Source organism: Streptomyces sp. NPDC001380 (assembly GCF_042895785.1).
GTDB lineage: Bacteria > Actinomycetota > Actinomycetes > Streptomycetales > Streptomycetaceae > Peterkaempfera.
In genome coordinates, this window is sequence record NZ_JBIAWP010000012.1 from 60,068 (window position 1) to 74,275 (window position 14,208).

Genomic DNA, 14,208 nt, shown 5'->3' on the forward strand with positions numbered 1-14,208 from the left:
GTCGTCTCCGACACCACCGCGCCCCTCTCCTCGTCAGCACCCTGCGGGGGATGGTACTGACAAAACGGCCGGAGGGAGGGCGGTTCGGCGGCCGGCGGTGTGCGGACCGGGTGCAGGGTTCCGGCCGGAAGGGGACCGGAGGCGTCCGGGAGCCGGCGGGCGGGCCGGGGAGCGGGCCGAGGAGCGGGGCGTCACCGCCCGGGGGAGGGACCGCCGGTCCCGGCGGGCGGCGCCCGCCCCCAGGCGGTGAGCAGGCCCGGGGAGAGGTCGGCGAGGCCCGGCGAGGAGAGGTGGGCGAGGGCCCCGTCCAGCTCGTCGGGGTCCAGCCGGCCGGGGGCGGTCAGGGCCTCGCGCATCCTGGTCCAGGTCTCCCGCCAGAAGGCGGTGATCGGGGCGTCGGCGGTCAGCGGCGGCACGTGGATCTCCGCGCCCACGTCCGCCAGTCCCAGGGCGCTCAGCTGCTGCGGGTAGCGGGTCACCCGCGTGATGTCGGTGCCGATGGTCTCCCGCAGCGCCTCCCACATGGCCCCCATGGCCCGGCGGTAGGCCGCGTTCGGCGATCCGGCCGTGGTCAGGTCGACCGCGTCGCCCACCACGAGCCACCCTCCGGGCGCCAGCCAGCCGGCCAGGCGGGCCAGCACCTCGTCGCGCCGGGGCAGGTGCATGAGCACGAAGCGGGCGTGGACCAGGTCGAACCTGCCGGGGTCCAGGCCGGGGTCGGTGAGGTCCGCGGCGAGGGTGCGCAGCCGGCCGCCGGGCGGCGCCGGGAGGAAGCGCACGTCGCGGTCGAGGGCCAGCACCTCCGCACCGGCCTCCTCCGCCAGCCAGGCGGCGACGGTGCCCGTCCCGGCGCCCACGTCCAGGCAGCGCAGGCCCGGTCCGGCGCCGAGCGCGAGCAGGCGGGCCCGGGTCACCGCGTCGTAGGCCTCGGCGCCGTGGTCGATGCGGGCGGCCTCACCCGTGCGGCCGGGCGGGAAGAGGTCCCGGCCGTAGCGCCCCGCCCCGGCCGCTCCCCCGGCGTCCGGCGGCGGGCCGGGCGGCCGCGACCGCGCGGAGGGCGGCGGCGGGCCGGGCGGCGGGGCGGAGGGCCGCGACGGCGGGGAGGGCTCCGAGGGCTCCGCGGGCTCCGAGGGCTCGGGCATGGCGTGCACCTCTCCTCGCGTCGGGACACGGCAGCACCAGCGTCCGCCCGCGGTCCGGCGTTGTCGATCCGGACGGGGCGGCGGGGGCGGAGGGGCCCTGCGGGAAGGGCGCCGGCGGTCCCCGCGGGGAACGGGGGTGACGGCCTACCGGCCCGCGGCGACCTCGGCGACCAGCGCCTGCCAGGCGTCGGCGACGACGCCCAGCTCGAAGCGGTCCAGGGCGCGGCGGCGGGCGGCGGCGCCCAGGGTGGTGCGGTCGCCGCCGAGGACCTTGCCCAGGCCGTCGGCGAGGGCCTGCGCGTCGCCGGGCGGCACCAGGACGCCGGTCGCCCCGTCGACGACCGCCTCCCGGACCCAGCCGACGTCGGTGGCGACGGCGGGCAGGGCGGCCAGGGCCGCCTCGATGAGGACCCCGGGCACGCCCTCGCTGTCGCTGCCGAGCACGAGGGCGTCGGCCGCGCGGTAGAGGACGGCGGGGTCGGGCAGTCCGCCGAGGAAGTGGATCCGGCCGGGTGCGAGGACGGCGGCGTGCTCTTCCAGGGCGGCGCGCAGCGGCCCCTCCCCCGCGACCGCGAGGTGGGCGCCGGGGGTGCGGGTGACCGCGTCGACGGCGAGGTCGACGCGCTTCTCCGGGGCGAGGGCGCCGACGGCGGCGGCCAGCGGCACGTCGGGCGGCAGGCCGAGGGCGCGGCGGGCGGCGAGCCGGTCCCCGGGGCCGGCGGCGGGCGGGTACCGGTCGGCGGCGCGGCCGTTCGGGATGGTGCGGACCCGTTCGGGGCGGAGCCGGAAGTGCTCCAGCAGCACGTCGCGGGCGCCGTCGGACAGGGCCGTGACGGCGGCCGCCCGGCGGAGGGCGGCGGCGACCCGCAGGCGCCGGGCGGGGGTGGCGGTCCAGTGGCGGGGGTCGCCGATGCCGACGTACACGAAGGGGGTGCGGCTGCCGAGCAGGGCGGCGGCGCAGGCGGGCAGGGTGCTGGAGCCGTGGGCGACGACGACGTCGGCGCGGGCCGCGGCGGCGCGCAGGGCGCGGAGGGTCGCCGGGTGGAAGCGGGCGGGGCCGAGGACCGGCAGCGGGTCGCCGGCGGGGGCGTCGGGGTGGGGCTGGAGGGCGGCGACGGCGCTCGGGGCGCCGCGGGCGAGGAGTTCGCCGTGCAGGTCGCGGGCGAGGTTCTGGGCACCGCGCCGGCGGGGGTCGGTCACCAGGTGGAGGACGCGGGGGCACGCGGCGGACGCGGTGTCGGGCACGGCCACACCCTGGCACAGCGGGCGGCCGGGCACAGCCGGTTCGGCGGGCCGGCGGTCCTTCCGGGGCACGGAGTGGCCGGGAACGGTCCGGACGGGGCCGGGCCGGATCGGGTCGGGGCCCGGAGGGGACCGCTTCCGAGCACGGACGGCACCCCTCCGGCGCCCCGGGACGGCGTGCGCGCCGCGGGGACAGCCGGCCGCGGGGGCACGGGGGCACGCAGCCGCAGGAACACGCGGTCGCGGGAACAGACATTCGGCGGCGGACGGCGCACCGGCCTGCGATGCTGGGACGGCGATCGCGCCGCCGGGCCCCGTACGGCCCCGCGCGCGTCGCGCGGGGGCACCGAGGGGGGACGCGGCACATGCACGTGCTCTATGTGATCGACAGTCTGGACCGGGTGGGGGGCGCCGAGCAGGCGCTCGCCGGCATGGCGCCCCACCTGGTCCGCGGCGGCGTCAGGCTCGACGTCGCCTACCTCGTGGAGCGCGAGGGGATGCACCGGGAGCTGGCCGCCGCCGGGGCCACGCTCTTCAGCGCGGACCGCCCCGGCGGGCGGGTGGCGCGCCTGCGCGCCCTGCACGCCCTGCTGCGCGAGCGCCGGCCCGACCTGGTGCACACGACCCTGTACGAGGCGGACGTGCTGGGCCGCAGCGCCGCCCTGGCGGCCCGGGTGCCCGTGGTCTCCAGCCTGGTCAACTCGGCGTACGGGCCGGAGCACGTCCGGGCCCGCGGGCTGCGGCCGTGGAAGGTGCGTGCGGCCCAGGCCGCCGACGCCGCCACCGCGCAGGGCACCCGGCGGTTCCACGCGCTGACCCGGCACGTCGCGGAGGCGATGGCGCGGCGGCTGCGGATCCCCGCGGACCGGATCGACGTGGTACCGCGCGGCCGCGACCCCCGGGTGCTGGGCACCGCCGGCCCGGAGCGCCGCGCCGCGGTGCGGGCGGCGCTGGGCGTGCCGCAGGACGCGCCCGTGGTGCTCGCCGCGGCCCGGCAGCAGTACCAGAAGGGCCTGGACGTGCTGCTGGAGGCGTGGCCGTCGGTACGGCGGGCGGCGCCCGGGGCGGTGCTGCTCCTCGCCGGCGGGACCGGCGCGGAGACGCCCCGGCTGCGCGCCCTCGCCGAGGCCGCGGAGGCCGCGGAGGCCGCGGAGGCGGCGGAGGCGGCGGACGCCACGGGTGCGGCGGGTGCCGCCGAGGGGTCGGTCCGGTTCCTGGGGGCGCGCGACGACGTCTTCGACCTGATGGCGGCGTCCGACGTCTTCACCGCCCCCTCGCGCTGGGAGGGCCTGGGGAGCGCCGCCATGGAGGCGATGGGTGTCGGGGTGCCGCTCGTCTGCTCCGACGTGCCGGCCCTGCGGGAGACCGTCGGCTCGGAGGAGTACGCGCTGCTGGTCCCGCCGGAGCGGCCCGCGGCGCTGGCGGACGCACTCGCGGGCACCCTGGGGGACCCCGCCGCCGCCCGGCGGCGGGTGGAGGCGGCGCGGGCGCGCTTCCTGGCGCTCTTCACCCTGCAGCACGTGACGGAGCGCATGGTGGGGTTCTACGAGCGGGCGCTCGCCGGGCGCTGAGGCGGCAGGGCGCGCCCCGGGCGCCGGGCGGGCGCCCGGCGGGGCGTCAGGCCCGGCGGGAATTGCCAAAGCGGTTGCGCCGGAGGCCTGCTGGGGCAAGCATCGCAGGTGACGCCGGAAGCCCACGGGGGTGCGGACGAGAACTTCCGCGTCGTCAGGGGGGTACACGTGCACGACCGTCCCAGGAGTACCGCGCATCGCAGGAGTCCCGTGCCGGACCGCGCCCGCCGGGACCCCGGCGCCGGCCCGCGGCCGTCGGCGCACGGGGGCCCGCCGACCCGGTCGGCCGGGCCCCGCGTCGAGGGGTTCTGAAGCAGGAGGTTCCGGGGCACCGGGTGCGTGGCCGCCGCCAGGGGGAGGGCGCGGCGCTCGCACCGGCGCACGGCAGAACCGCAGGGCGCGTCCCGCGGGCCCGCGCCGGCCCGCGGGCCGGCGCCGCGGCACGGGCACGGCACGGCCGGCGGCACGCCTGCGGGGCGAGGCGGCCGGGCCTGCAGCAGCGAGCACACGACCGCGAGGGGAACTCCACCGGTGGAACCGGCAAACCATCTCACCATCCTGCGACGGTACTGGCGGCTGCTCGTCGGCTGCGCACTGGCCGCGCTCGTCGTCGGCTGGCTGCTCACGCCGGCCGGCACCGCCGTCGACAACGGCAAGTGGCAGTGCAAGGTCAGCATCGTGCCGGCGGCCGGCTCGGGGGACACCGTCAAGATCGACCAGGTGCTGTCCTTCGCCACCGGTTCGGACGTCACGCAGGAGGCCGCGAGGAAGCTCGGCACCACCGACATCCAGGGGCTGCTGGCACGCCGGGAGGTGGCGGCGGTCAGCGAGCAGATGCTCCAGTTCACCGCGCACGGCCCCACCCAGCAGTCCTGCTCGGCCGTGGTCAGCGCCTTCTCGGACGCCACCATCGCCGGCTACGTCCGGGCCGCGCAGCGGAACACGGCCGCCTCCATCAGGTCGCTCCAGCAGGAGCAGCAGAAGCAGCAGGCCCGACTCGACGCCCTCAACGCCCGGGCCGCCGGGGCGGGCGCCGCCGAGCAGGCCAGGCTGGCACCGGACGTCGACGCCGCCAGGGCCGCCGTCACCAAGACGCTGACCGACATCTCCAACCTGCAGAACGCCTCCCGGACCGACGCCGTGCGGCAGTGGGGCTCCATCGACAGCAGCCCGGCGGACGGCAGCATCCTCACCGCACCCAGCAGCCGCCCGCTGCGCCTGGCCCTCGCCGTCGTCCTCGGCCTGGCCCTGGGGGTGGTCGCCGCGCTGATGCTGGACCGCGTCGACAGCCGCCTGCGCAGCCGCAACGGCGCCGAGGAGGCGTTCGGCCTCCCGGTGATCGGCGAGATCCCGGTCCTCTCGCGGCGGCTGCGGCGGCTGCGCGAGCCGGTGGTGACCGCCCGTCCCGCGGCGCCCGCCGCCGAGGCCTACCGGTCGCTGCGCTCCACCCTGCTGCTGACCGGTCCGGCGTCGCTGTCCCTGCACGTCAAGGACGGCGAGGGGGACGGCGGCCCGGCGGCCGCCGCCGCCCTGGTCTCCCGGCGCCTCGCCCACCCGGCGCCGGTGGTGCTGGTGATGTCCGGACGCAGCGGCGACGGCAAGACCACCACGGTCGCCAACCTGGCGGCCGCGCTCGCCGAGACGGGCCGCGAGGTGCTCGTCCTGGACTGCGACTTCCGCCACCCCGGGGTGCACGAGCACCTGGGCGCGGGCGGCGGCCCGGGCATGGCGGAGCTGCTCGGCGGCGACCGGTCCGCCGGCGTCGAGGACGTCGTCCGCCCCGCCAACGTGGAGGGGGTCAGCGTCATCGGCGCGGGCAACACCAACGCCTATCCGGCGGCCCTGGTGCTGCGGGCCGGGGAGGTGCTGCAGCGGGTCCGGCGGTACGCCGACGTCGTCCTGGTCGACACCTCGCCGCTGCTGCACGCGAACGACGCCTACGACCTGGTGCAGCACGCCGACGCGGTGCTGGTGACCGCGCGCAGCGGCAACGTGACGCCGGAGCAGGCGGCGCGGGTCAGCGAGCTGCTCGCCCGGACCGGCGTACCGGTGGCCGGGGTGGCCCTCACCGCCTCGCTGTCGCCGTCGGGGGGCGGACCGCGCACCGGCCTGCGCCGCTCGGAGACGACGCCGGCGCCGGTCACCCCGCTGGGCCGGGGGGACCGGCCGCGGGCCCTGGACAGGACCGGCGAGGAGCCGGCCGCCGCCTACGCGGCCCGCGAGCGCGAGCGGGACCGGCACGCCCCGAGCTGGGCCCGCGGCGGCGACGCGTCGGACGGCGGCGGGTTCGGCGAGGGCGGGCTCGGCGAGGGCGGGTTCGGCGAGGGCGGGTTCGGCGCCGCCGCCGCGGCGCGCCGGACCGAGGGGGACGACCGGTGACGGACGCCGAGGCCGCGGACACCACCCCCGGGGCGGAGCGGCAGCCGCACCCCCGGCCGGCCCCCGGGCCGGAAGCCGGACCGCTGCCGCAGGCCGCACCCGGCGGCCGCACCAGGGTCCTGTGGCTGGCCAAGGGCCTGGGCCGCGGCGGCGCGGAGCAGCTGCTGGTCACCTGCGCCCGCCACCTGGACCGCGACCGGTACGAGGTGGACGTCGCCTACGTGCTGCCCTGGAAGGACGCCCTGGCGCCGGCCCTGGAGGAGGCCGGGATCAGGGTTCACTGCCTGGGCGGCACCCCCGGGGCGTCCGGCCGGGCCGACCCGCGCTGGCCGCTGCGGCTGCGCCGCCTGGCGGTCGAGCGCGGCTACCGGCTGGTGCACACCCACATGCCCGTGCCCGCGGTGGCGGCACGGCTGCTGCTCCGCGGGCCCGGACTGCACGGGGTGCGGCTGGTGCACACCGAGCACAACCTCTGGGAGCGGTACCGGCGGCCCACCCGCTGGGCCAACGCGGCCACGTACGGGCGCAACGACGCGGTGGTCGCGGTCTCCCGGGCCGTCGCGGACACGGTCTCCCGCGGCGGGCGGGACCTGGGCGGGCGGCTGACGGTGGTGCACCACGGGCCGGACCTCTCCGGCGCCCCGCCCGGACCGGCCGCGCGGTCCGCGGCGCGCGGCCGGCTGGGGCTGCCGCAGGACGCGGTGGTCGTCGGCAGCGTGGGCAACCTGACGCCGAAGAAGGACCAGCGGACCCTGCTGGAGGCGCATGCCCGGCTGCGGCGCACGCACCCGGGCGCGGTGCTGGTGCTCATCGGCTCGGGACCGCTGGAGCAGGAGCTGCGGGGGCGGGCGGCGGCGCTGGGCCTGGCGGACGGGGCGGTCGTGCTGGCCGGCTCCCGGCCGGACGTGCCGGAGCTGCTGCCCGCCCTGGACGTCTTCGCGCTGAGCTCCCGTCAGGAGGGCCTGCCGGTGGCGCTGATGGAGGCGATGGCCTGCGGTCTGCCGTCCGCGGTGACGCGGGTCGGCGGGATCCCCGAGGTCGTGGACGACGGCGAGCAGGGCCTGCTGGTGCCGCCCGCCGACCCGGACGCGCTGGCGCGGGCCCTGGCGCGGCTGGTGGGCGACGCGGGCCTGCGGGACCGGATGGGCGCCGCGGCCCGGGAGCGGGCACGGCGCTTCGACGCGGCGGGCGCGCAGCGGGCCGTGGAGGCCGTGTACGCCCGGGTGCTGGGGGACGGACGACGGTGAACGGCATCGACTCCCCTGGGCTCGGCGCCGGGGCCGGGGCCGCGTCGGCCGGTCCGTCCGCGACCGCACCGCCCGAGCGGGGCACGGCAGGCGCCGCGGGCGCGGCGGGCGGGGCGGGCGGGGCAGACACGGCGGGCACGGCGGGCGGGTCACCCGGCACGGAAGGGCTCACGGTCCGCCCGTGGCGGCCCGCCGACCTGCCGCGGACCCTGGAGCTGCTGACCGCGTCGCTGGCCGGCGGCCCCACGGGCGAGCGCAGCGCCGCGTTCTTCGCCTGGAAGCACCTGCGCAACCCCTTCGGGGAGAGTCCGGGCCTGGTCGCCGAGGCCCCGGACGGCCGGCTGGCCGGGGTACGGCTCTTCCTGCGCTGGGAGTACGCCGCCGCCGGGCGCACCGTCCGCGCGGTGCGGCCGGTGGACACCGCCACCCACCCGGACTTCCGGGGCCGGGGGGTCTTCCGGCGGCTCACCCTGGGCCTGCTGGAGGACGTGGCGGGCGACGCGGAGCTGGTCCTCAACACGCCCAACGCGAGCAGTCTCCCCGGCTACCTCTCCATGGGCTGGCGGGAGGCGGGCCGGGTGCCGGTCGCGGTGCGGCCGGTGCGGGCGGCCGCCTTCGCCCGCGGGGTGCGCGCCGCCGTGGCCCGCCGGGCCTCCCCCGCCCCGCCGCGGGACGCCGGGTCCCGCTGCCCGCTGCCGGCCGCCGCGGAGTGGTTCGGGGCGGCGCCGGACGACGGCGCCGGACCGCTGGCGGAGCTGCTGCGCGAGCGGGCGGCGGCCGACGCCGCCGACCCGCGGCTGGCCACCCTCCGCACCCCCGCCTTCCTGCGCTGGCGCTACGGCGGGGCGCCGGGCCTGGACTACCGGGTGCTGGCGGACGTGCGCGGCGGCGAGCTGGCCGGGGTGGCGTTCGGGCGGCCGCGCCGCCGGGGCCCGCTCACCGAGTTCACCCTGGCCGACGTGGTGGTGCGCCCCGGCGACCGGGCGGCCGCCGCCCGGCTGCTGCGGGCCGCCGCGGGCGCGGGCTGCGACCACGTCGCCACCCACCTCGCACCGGGCACGGAGGCCGCCGCAGCCGCGCTGCGCTGCGGCTACCTCACCGCGCCGCGCACCGGGATGACGCTGGTCTCCCGCGCACCCGGCGGCAGCCCCGGCCGGAGTGGCGGCAGCCAGGACGCCGCGCCGGGCGGTGCCCTCGCGGACTGGCGCTTCACCCTCGGCGACCTGGAGGTCTTCTGATGCCCGCGGGGCACGGGTGGGCGTTCCCGCCGGCCCGCTGGGCCCGCGGGGTCCCCTGGGCGTCCTGCACGGCGGGGCTGCTGGTGACGGGCTACGTGGCGGTGTTCGCCTGGGCCATGGCGCACACCGCGTACGACGTGTGGGGCGCGCTGCTCGTGCTGCCCGTGCTGATGGCGGTGAGCACGCCCGTCCTGGCCCGGGTCGCCGCGGCCGACCCCGAACCGGGCGCCTTCCGGCTGCTGGTGGCGGCGCTGACGTTCAAGCTGCTCTGCGCCTTCCCCCGCTACCTGATGGCGTTCGTGCTGTACGGGGGGCAGGCCGACGCCCGGATGTACGACGAGAGGGGCCGGGCGCTGGCGGCGGCGCTGGAGCACGGGGCCGTGCTCGACGGCGGCCACTACGACCTGGGCATGAAGGTGGCGGGCACCGGGTTCGTCGTGATCGTCACGGGCCTGGTCTACCTGGTCACCGGCCCCTGCCTGCTCGGCGGCTTCCTGGTCTTCTCCTGGATGGGCTTCTGGGGCCTGCTGCTGTTCTGGCGGGCGCTGCTGACCGCCTTCCCCGAGGCGGAGTCGCGCCGCTACGCCAAGCTGGTCTTCTTCCTCCCCTCGCTGCTGTTCTGGCCGTCCAGCATCGGCAAGGACGCCTGGATGATGCTCTGCCTGGGCGCCACCGCCCACGGCACCGCCCGGCTGCTGGAGCGGCGGCGCGGCGCCTTCGCCTGGCTGGTGGCGGGCTCGCTGGGCACGGCGATGGTCCGGCCGCACGTCACCGTGCTGGCGGGCGCCGGACTGGTGGTCGCGTACGTGCTGCGGCGGCGGCCGAGGGAGGCCGGTGCGCTCGGGCCGCTGCGCACCGTCGTGACCGTCGCCGTGCTGGGGATCGGCGTGATGCTGATGCTCCAGCAGGTCAGCTCGTTCTTCGGGACCGAGGGGGCCGGCCAGGGCGCCGTGCACCAGGTGCTGCAGGAGACGGCGCGCCGCACCTCGCAGGGCGGCTCCCAGCTCGACCCGGGGGCGGCTGCCGCGGCGGGCGACGACGCGGGGCCACGGGTGAGCCTGTCGCCGCTGGGACTGCCGGCGGCGGTGGTGACGGTGCTCTTCCGGCCGTTCCCGTTCGAGGCGTCCAACCTCCAGAACCTCGTGCAGTCGGTGGAGTGCTTCGCGCTGCTGGCCGTCTTCGTCCGCTCCTGGCCGAGGCTGCGGCAGGTGCCGCGGCTCGTCCTGCGACGGCCCTACATGGCCTTCACGGTCGTCTACGCGCTGCTGTTCTGCTGGGCGTTCTCCAGCATCAACAACCTGGGCATCCTCTCCCGCGAGCGGGTGCAGGTGCTGCCCCTGGTGCTGGTGCTGCTGGCGGTGCCCCGGCCGGCCGCCGTCCGGCCGACGGGCCGTCCGCGGCCGCGGGAGCGGCCCGCGGGGACGGCCGGACGGGGGGACCGGCCGCCCCGCGGACCGGCGGCGCCCGGTCCCCGGCCGGTGCCGGCCGGGGCCGTCCGGGCGTTCCGCCACCCTGTCCCCGCACGCCGGGGGGCGCCCCGCAGGCACCCGTCCGCCCAGCCGCCCCACCGGCCCCGCCGACCGTGACCGGACGGGCGGGCGGCCGGAGACCGGAGCACCGGGAGGTCCGCCCATCCGCCGGTCCGCCCGTCCGCCGGCCCGCGCGTCCGCCGACCCGCCCGTCCGCCGACCCGCCCGTCCGCCGACCCGCCCGTCCGCCGACCCGCCCGTCCGCCGACCCGCCCGACCGGGGACCCCGTCGCCCGGGGACCCCGTGCCCACTGAGCCCACTGAGCCCACTGATCCAGGGGGGATCGACCCATGACCGCAGACCAGACCTCCGCCGCCCTGCCCGCAGCGCTCGGCGGGACACCCGCCTTCCCCGAGGGGCTGCCGCTCACCGTCGTCGAGGTGCCCGACCGGGACGGGCTGCTGCGCCGCCTCGGCACCGTCCTCGACAGCGGCCGGCTGACCAACGGCCCGACCGTGGCCGAGCTGGAGGAGCGCGCGGCCAAGCTGCTGGAGGTGGAGCACGTCGTGGCCGTCTCCAGCTGCACCGCCGGCCTGATGCTGGTCCTCCAGGCCGCCGGGGTGGCGGCGGGGCGCCCGGTGGTGATGCCCGGCTTCACCTTCTCGGCGACCGCGCACGCGGCGCACTGGGCGGGCGGCGTGCCGCTCTTCGCCGAGGCGCTGGAGGAGAACGTCACCCTCGACCCGGAGGACGCCGCCGCCCGGCTGGCGGCCGCGCGGGAGCCCGCCGCCCTGGTGGCGACGCACGTGTACGGCACGCCCTGCCGGGTGGAACGGCTCCGGGAGGCGGCCGGCGCCGCCGGGGTGCCGCTGGTGTACGACGCGGCGCACGCCCTGGGGAGCCGCCGGGGCGGTGTGCCGGTGGGCGGCTTCGGCCTGGCCGAGGTGTTCAGCATGAGCCCGACCAAGGTGGCGGTGGCGGGCGAGGGCGGGCTGGTCGCCACCCGGGACGGCTCGCTGGCGGAGACGCTGCGCTGCGCCCGCGACTACGGCAACCCCGGGGACTACGACACGCTCTTCCCCGGTCTGAACGCCCGGATGAGCGAACTGCACGCCGCGGTGGGGCTCACCTGGCTGGAGGGCCTGCCGGAACGGGTGGCGCACCGCGGGGCGCTGGCGGCGGGGTTCGCGGCGGCGGTCGCCGGGGTGCCGGGTCTGCGGGTGGCGCTGCCGGACGACGGCGACACCTCCACGTTCAAGGACCTCACGCTGATGCTGGACGCGGACGCCTTCGGCCTCACCGCCCTGGAGCTGTCCCGGGCGCTGAAGGCCGAGGGCGTGGACAGCCGCCGGTACTTCCACCCGCCGGTCCACCGGCAGAAGGCGTACGCGCACCTGGGGCAGGCGGAGGCGCTGCCCCGCACCGACCGGCTGGCCGACTCGGTGCTCACCGTCCCGCTGTGGACGCAGATGGACGCCGGCACGGTGCGGCGGACGGCGGACGCCGTGCTGCGGATCCATGCCGGCGCGGAGCAGCTGCGCGCCGAGGGCGTCTGAGGCCGGAGCGGTCCCCTGCCCCCGGCGGGGTCCGGGGGCAGGGGCGCGTCCCCCGGGGGCCGCGGTCCGGCCCCCGGTCCGGCCCCCGGTCCGGCCCCCGGGCCCGTCCGGAGGGGGCAGGGGCGCTCCCGGGCGGGGCGCGCGGGGGGCGGTGGGCCGCCTGCCGGGGCTTGCGGCCGGCGTGCGCGCGCCTGCACGTCCGCGACCGGATGGGCGACCGGTCCGGGGCGGTTCGGAGTGGCGTCGTGCGTCACGCGCGTCGGTGCTTGACAGGCGCACCGGCAGTCCGTGACCGTTTTTCATACTTTCGATGCAAGTGTCATCGCGAAGTCCCGGTAAACACTCCAACTCCGTGCCTCACCGCTCTCCTCAGCAGCCACGAGGTGGCTTACGGTATGCGCATGACCTCCCCGCGCTCCTTCGACGGAGTCGGCTACCGCTCTCCGTCCTTCTCCTCCGAGACCCCGATCTACGACAGCCTGGTCGCAGAACGCGGTGTCCCCCAGATCGCCCCCATCAACGTGCCCGCCGCCCTGCCGCCGGCGTTCCCCGCGCCGTACGAGCAGCCGCGCTACGGCGGCTACGAGTCCTCCGGCAGCAACCTGCCGGCGCTCGCCTCCCGCCCCGCGCTGGGCCCCGGCCCGAGCACGGCGTACGTGCCCGCGCAGGCCCCGGCACCGCAGTACGCGGCGGCGCAGTACGCGGCGGCGCAGCCGGGCTCCCCGTACGGCGCGCCCCAGCCGTACGTGCCCGGCCAGCGGATGGCGGCCCCTGGCCAGGGCGTGCCCCCGCAGGGCATGGCACCGCAGGGCGGCCAGGGCCAGCCCGGCGGCTACGGGTACCCGGGCCCGGCGGGCCAGAGCTTCGGCGGCAACGGGCTGCGTCCCGCCGCCGCGCCGATGGCCCCGGTGGCCCCGGTCCGCCCGATGCCGCAGCGGCCCGCCCCGCCGGCCCAGTACGGGGACCAGCAGCAGTACCCGCAGCGGGGGGCCTACCCCGGATACTGACCGGCCGGCCGGCACCGCGGTGCCGGCCGCCCCACCGCACGACCCCGGTGCCACGGCGCACCAGGGGGAGCACCGGGCCCCTCCCGGCCGTACGCCGGGCAGGGGGGAGGGTCGCCACCGGGCCGACCGGCACCAGCCGGTCGGCCCGGTCGCATGTCCGGGTCCGGCCGCCGGGGCCCGGACGCGCCGCCGTCCCGGCGGCGCATGGGCAGCGGGCGGTGCGGCCGAGGCCGCCGCCCGGTGCGGCGGACCCCGGAGAACGCGCGCCCGTCCGCGCCGGCACCCCGTCGCGGCACCGCGGCCCGCCCGGGCCCGCCCGGGCCCAGCCGGGCCCACCCGGGACTCCGGACGTCCGGCACCACCGCCCTGACGTGCGGAAGCGCGGGCGCGCGGACGACCTGGCACGATGGCTGCATGTCCCGTCTGACCTCGCTCCACGTCCACCCCCTGAAGTCGGGCCGCCGCCTGAGCCCGCAGTCCGCCGCGGTCGAGCCGTGGGGCCTGGCCGGGGACCGCCGGTGGATGCTGGCCGACCCCTCGGGACGGTTCGTCAGCCAGCGCGAGCACCCCCGCCTCGCCCTGGTCCGGGCCGAGCCGCGGCCGGACGGCGGCCTGCTGCTGGCCGCCCCCGGGGCCCGTCCGCTGGAGGTGGCCGCCCCGTCGGCGGAGCGCGGCGACCCCACGGCCGGCGTGGAGGTGTGGGGCACGCCCTTCCGGGCGGCGGTGGCGGCCGCGGAGGCCCACGCCTGGTTCTCCGCCCTGTTCGGCGCCGACCTGCGGCTGGTGCACCTGGACGACCCGCTCGCCCGCCCCGCGGACCCGGAGTACGCGCCGGGCGCGACGGTGTCGATGGCCGACGGCTTCCCGCTGCTGCTGGCCGCCACCGCCTCCCTGGACGCCCTCAACGCGGCGATCGCCGCCGACCACGCCGGCGGCCCGGACCCGGAGGCGGGCGCGCCGGTGCCGATGGAGCGGTTCCGGCCGAACCTGGTGGTCGGGGGCACCGAGCCGTGGGCCGAGGACGGCTGGCGGCGGATCCGGGTCGGCGAGGTGGTCTTCCGGGTCGTCAAGCCCTGCGGCCGCTGCGTGATCACCACCACCGACCAGGAGACCGGTACGGTGCGCGGCCCGGAGCCGCTGCGGGCGCTGGGCCGCCACCGGCGGATCGGGCGGCGGCTGCTGTTCGGGCAGAACCTGGTTCCCGAGCGTCCGGCGGGGCAGGCGGGTCCCGTGCTCGGCACGGTCCGGGTCGGCGATCCGGTGGCGGTGCTGGAGGAGGGTCCGCGCCCGGTGGCCGGACGCCGACCGTCCGGACGCTGACCGGGGGGACTTCCGGCGGCCGGGCACGGACGACCA

Annotated in this window: 10 protein-coding genes; 8 read left to right on the forward strand and 2 right to left on the reverse strand. The window is 79.1% G+C overall.

Annotation, left to right across the window (positions count from 1 at the left end; translation table 11 throughout):
• Positions 1–191: 191 nt before the first annotated feature.
• Positions 192–1,142: a class I SAM-dependent methyltransferase gene (locus tag ACFY07_RS16685; RefSeq protein ID WP_390869317.1), complete on the reverse strand. Its 951-nt coding sequence runs from the start codon at positions 1,140–1,142 to the stop codon at positions 192–194.
• A 144-nt stretch (positions 1,143–1,286) separates the two neighbouring features.
• Entirely contained in the window at positions 1,287–2,387 is a 1,101-nt protein-coding gene (locus tag ACFY07_RS16690) for a glycosyltransferase family 4 protein (protein WP_390869319.1), read from the reverse strand.
• A 362-nt stretch (positions 2,388–2,749) separates the two neighbouring features.
• Here ACFY07_RS16690 and ACFY07_RS16695 point away from each other — a divergent pair, with 362 nt between their 5' ends.
• The 8 genes from ACFY07_RS16695 (at position 2,750) to ACFY07_RS16730 (ending at position 14,172) form a co-directional block, all read left to right on the forward strand.
• On the forward strand, positions 2,750–3,955 hold the full coding sequence (locus tag ACFY07_RS16695; RefSeq protein ID WP_390869320.1) for a glycosyltransferase family 4 protein: 1,206 nt from the start codon (positions 2,750–2,752) through the stop codon (positions 3,953–3,955).
• A 531-nt stretch (positions 3,956–4,486) separates the two neighbouring features.
• Positions 4,487–6,334 (forward strand): P-loop NTPase, encoded by a 1,848-nt coding sequence (locus ACFY07_RS16700; RefSeq protein WP_390869321.1) that lies wholly within the window; start codon positions 4,487–4,489, stop codon positions 6,332–6,334.
• Positions 6,331–7,581, forward strand: coding sequence for a glycosyltransferase (locus ACFY07_RS16705; RefSeq protein ID WP_390869322.1), 1,251 nt, complete (start codon positions 6,331–6,333; stop codon positions 7,579–7,581). Before ACFY07_RS16700 ends, ACFY07_RS16705 begins: the two co-directional genes overlap by 4 nt.
• On the forward strand, positions 7,578–8,819 hold the full coding sequence (locus ACFY07_RS16710) for a GNAT family N-acetyltransferase (protein ID WP_390869323.1): 1,242 nt from the start codon (positions 7,578–7,580) through the stop codon (positions 8,817–8,819). Before ACFY07_RS16705 ends, ACFY07_RS16710 begins: the two co-directional genes overlap by 4 nt.
• The gene (locus ACFY07_RS16715; RefSeq protein WP_390869324.1) at positions 8,819–10,405 is read left to right on the forward strand and encodes a hypothetical protein; all 1,587 of its coding nucleotides are present in this window, start codon (positions 8,819–8,821) and stop codon (positions 10,403–10,405) included. The genes ACFY07_RS16710 and ACFY07_RS16715 overlap by 1 nt, the downstream gene beginning before the upstream one ends.
• Before the next feature lie 234 nt (positions 10,406–10,639).
• The gene (locus ACFY07_RS16720; RefSeq protein ID WP_390869325.1) at positions 10,640–11,845 is read left to right on the forward strand and encodes a DegT/DnrJ/EryC1/StrS family aminotransferase; all 1,206 of its coding nucleotides are present in this window, start codon (positions 10,640–10,642) and stop codon (positions 11,843–11,845) included.
• Positions 11,846–12,246: 401 nt separating this feature from the next.
• A complete protein-coding gene (locus ACFY07_RS16725) occupies positions 12,247–12,852 on the forward strand; it encodes a DUF6643 family protein (protein ID WP_390869326.1) in 606 nt (201 codons plus the stop codon).
• Positions 12,853–13,266: 414 nt separating this feature from the next.
• Positions 13,267–14,172 (forward strand): MOSC domain-containing protein, encoded by a 906-nt coding sequence (locus ACFY07_RS16730; protein WP_390869327.1) that lies wholly within the window; start codon positions 13,267–13,269, stop codon positions 14,170–14,172.
• Positions 14,173–14,208: the final 36 nt, after the last annotated feature.

Coding starts and splice junctions, on each gene's coding strand:
- ACFY07_RS16685 (WP_390869317.1), bottom strand. CDS start 1,142: ATGCCCGAGCCCTCGGAGCCCGCGGAGCCCTCGGAGCCCTCCCCGCCG.
- ACFY07_RS16695 (WP_390869320.1), top strand. CDS start 2,750: ATGCACGTGCTCTATGTGATCGACAGTCTGGACCGGGTGGGGGGCGCC.
- ACFY07_RS16715 (WP_390869324.1), top strand. CDS start 8,819: ATGCCCGCGGGGCACGGGTGGGCGTTCCCGCCGGCCCGCTGGGCCCGC.
- ACFY07_RS16720 (WP_390869325.1), top strand. CDS start 10,640: ATGACCGCAGACCAGACCTCCGCCGCCCTGCCCGCAGCGCTCGGCGGG.
- ACFY07_RS16725 (WP_390869326.1), top strand. CDS start 12,247: ATGACCTCCCCGCGCTCCTTCGACGGAGTCGGCTACCGCTCTCCGTCC.
- ACFY07_RS16730 (WP_390869327.1), top strand. CDS start 13,267: ATGTCCCGTCTGACCTCGCTCCACGTCCACCCCCTGAAGTCGGGCCGC.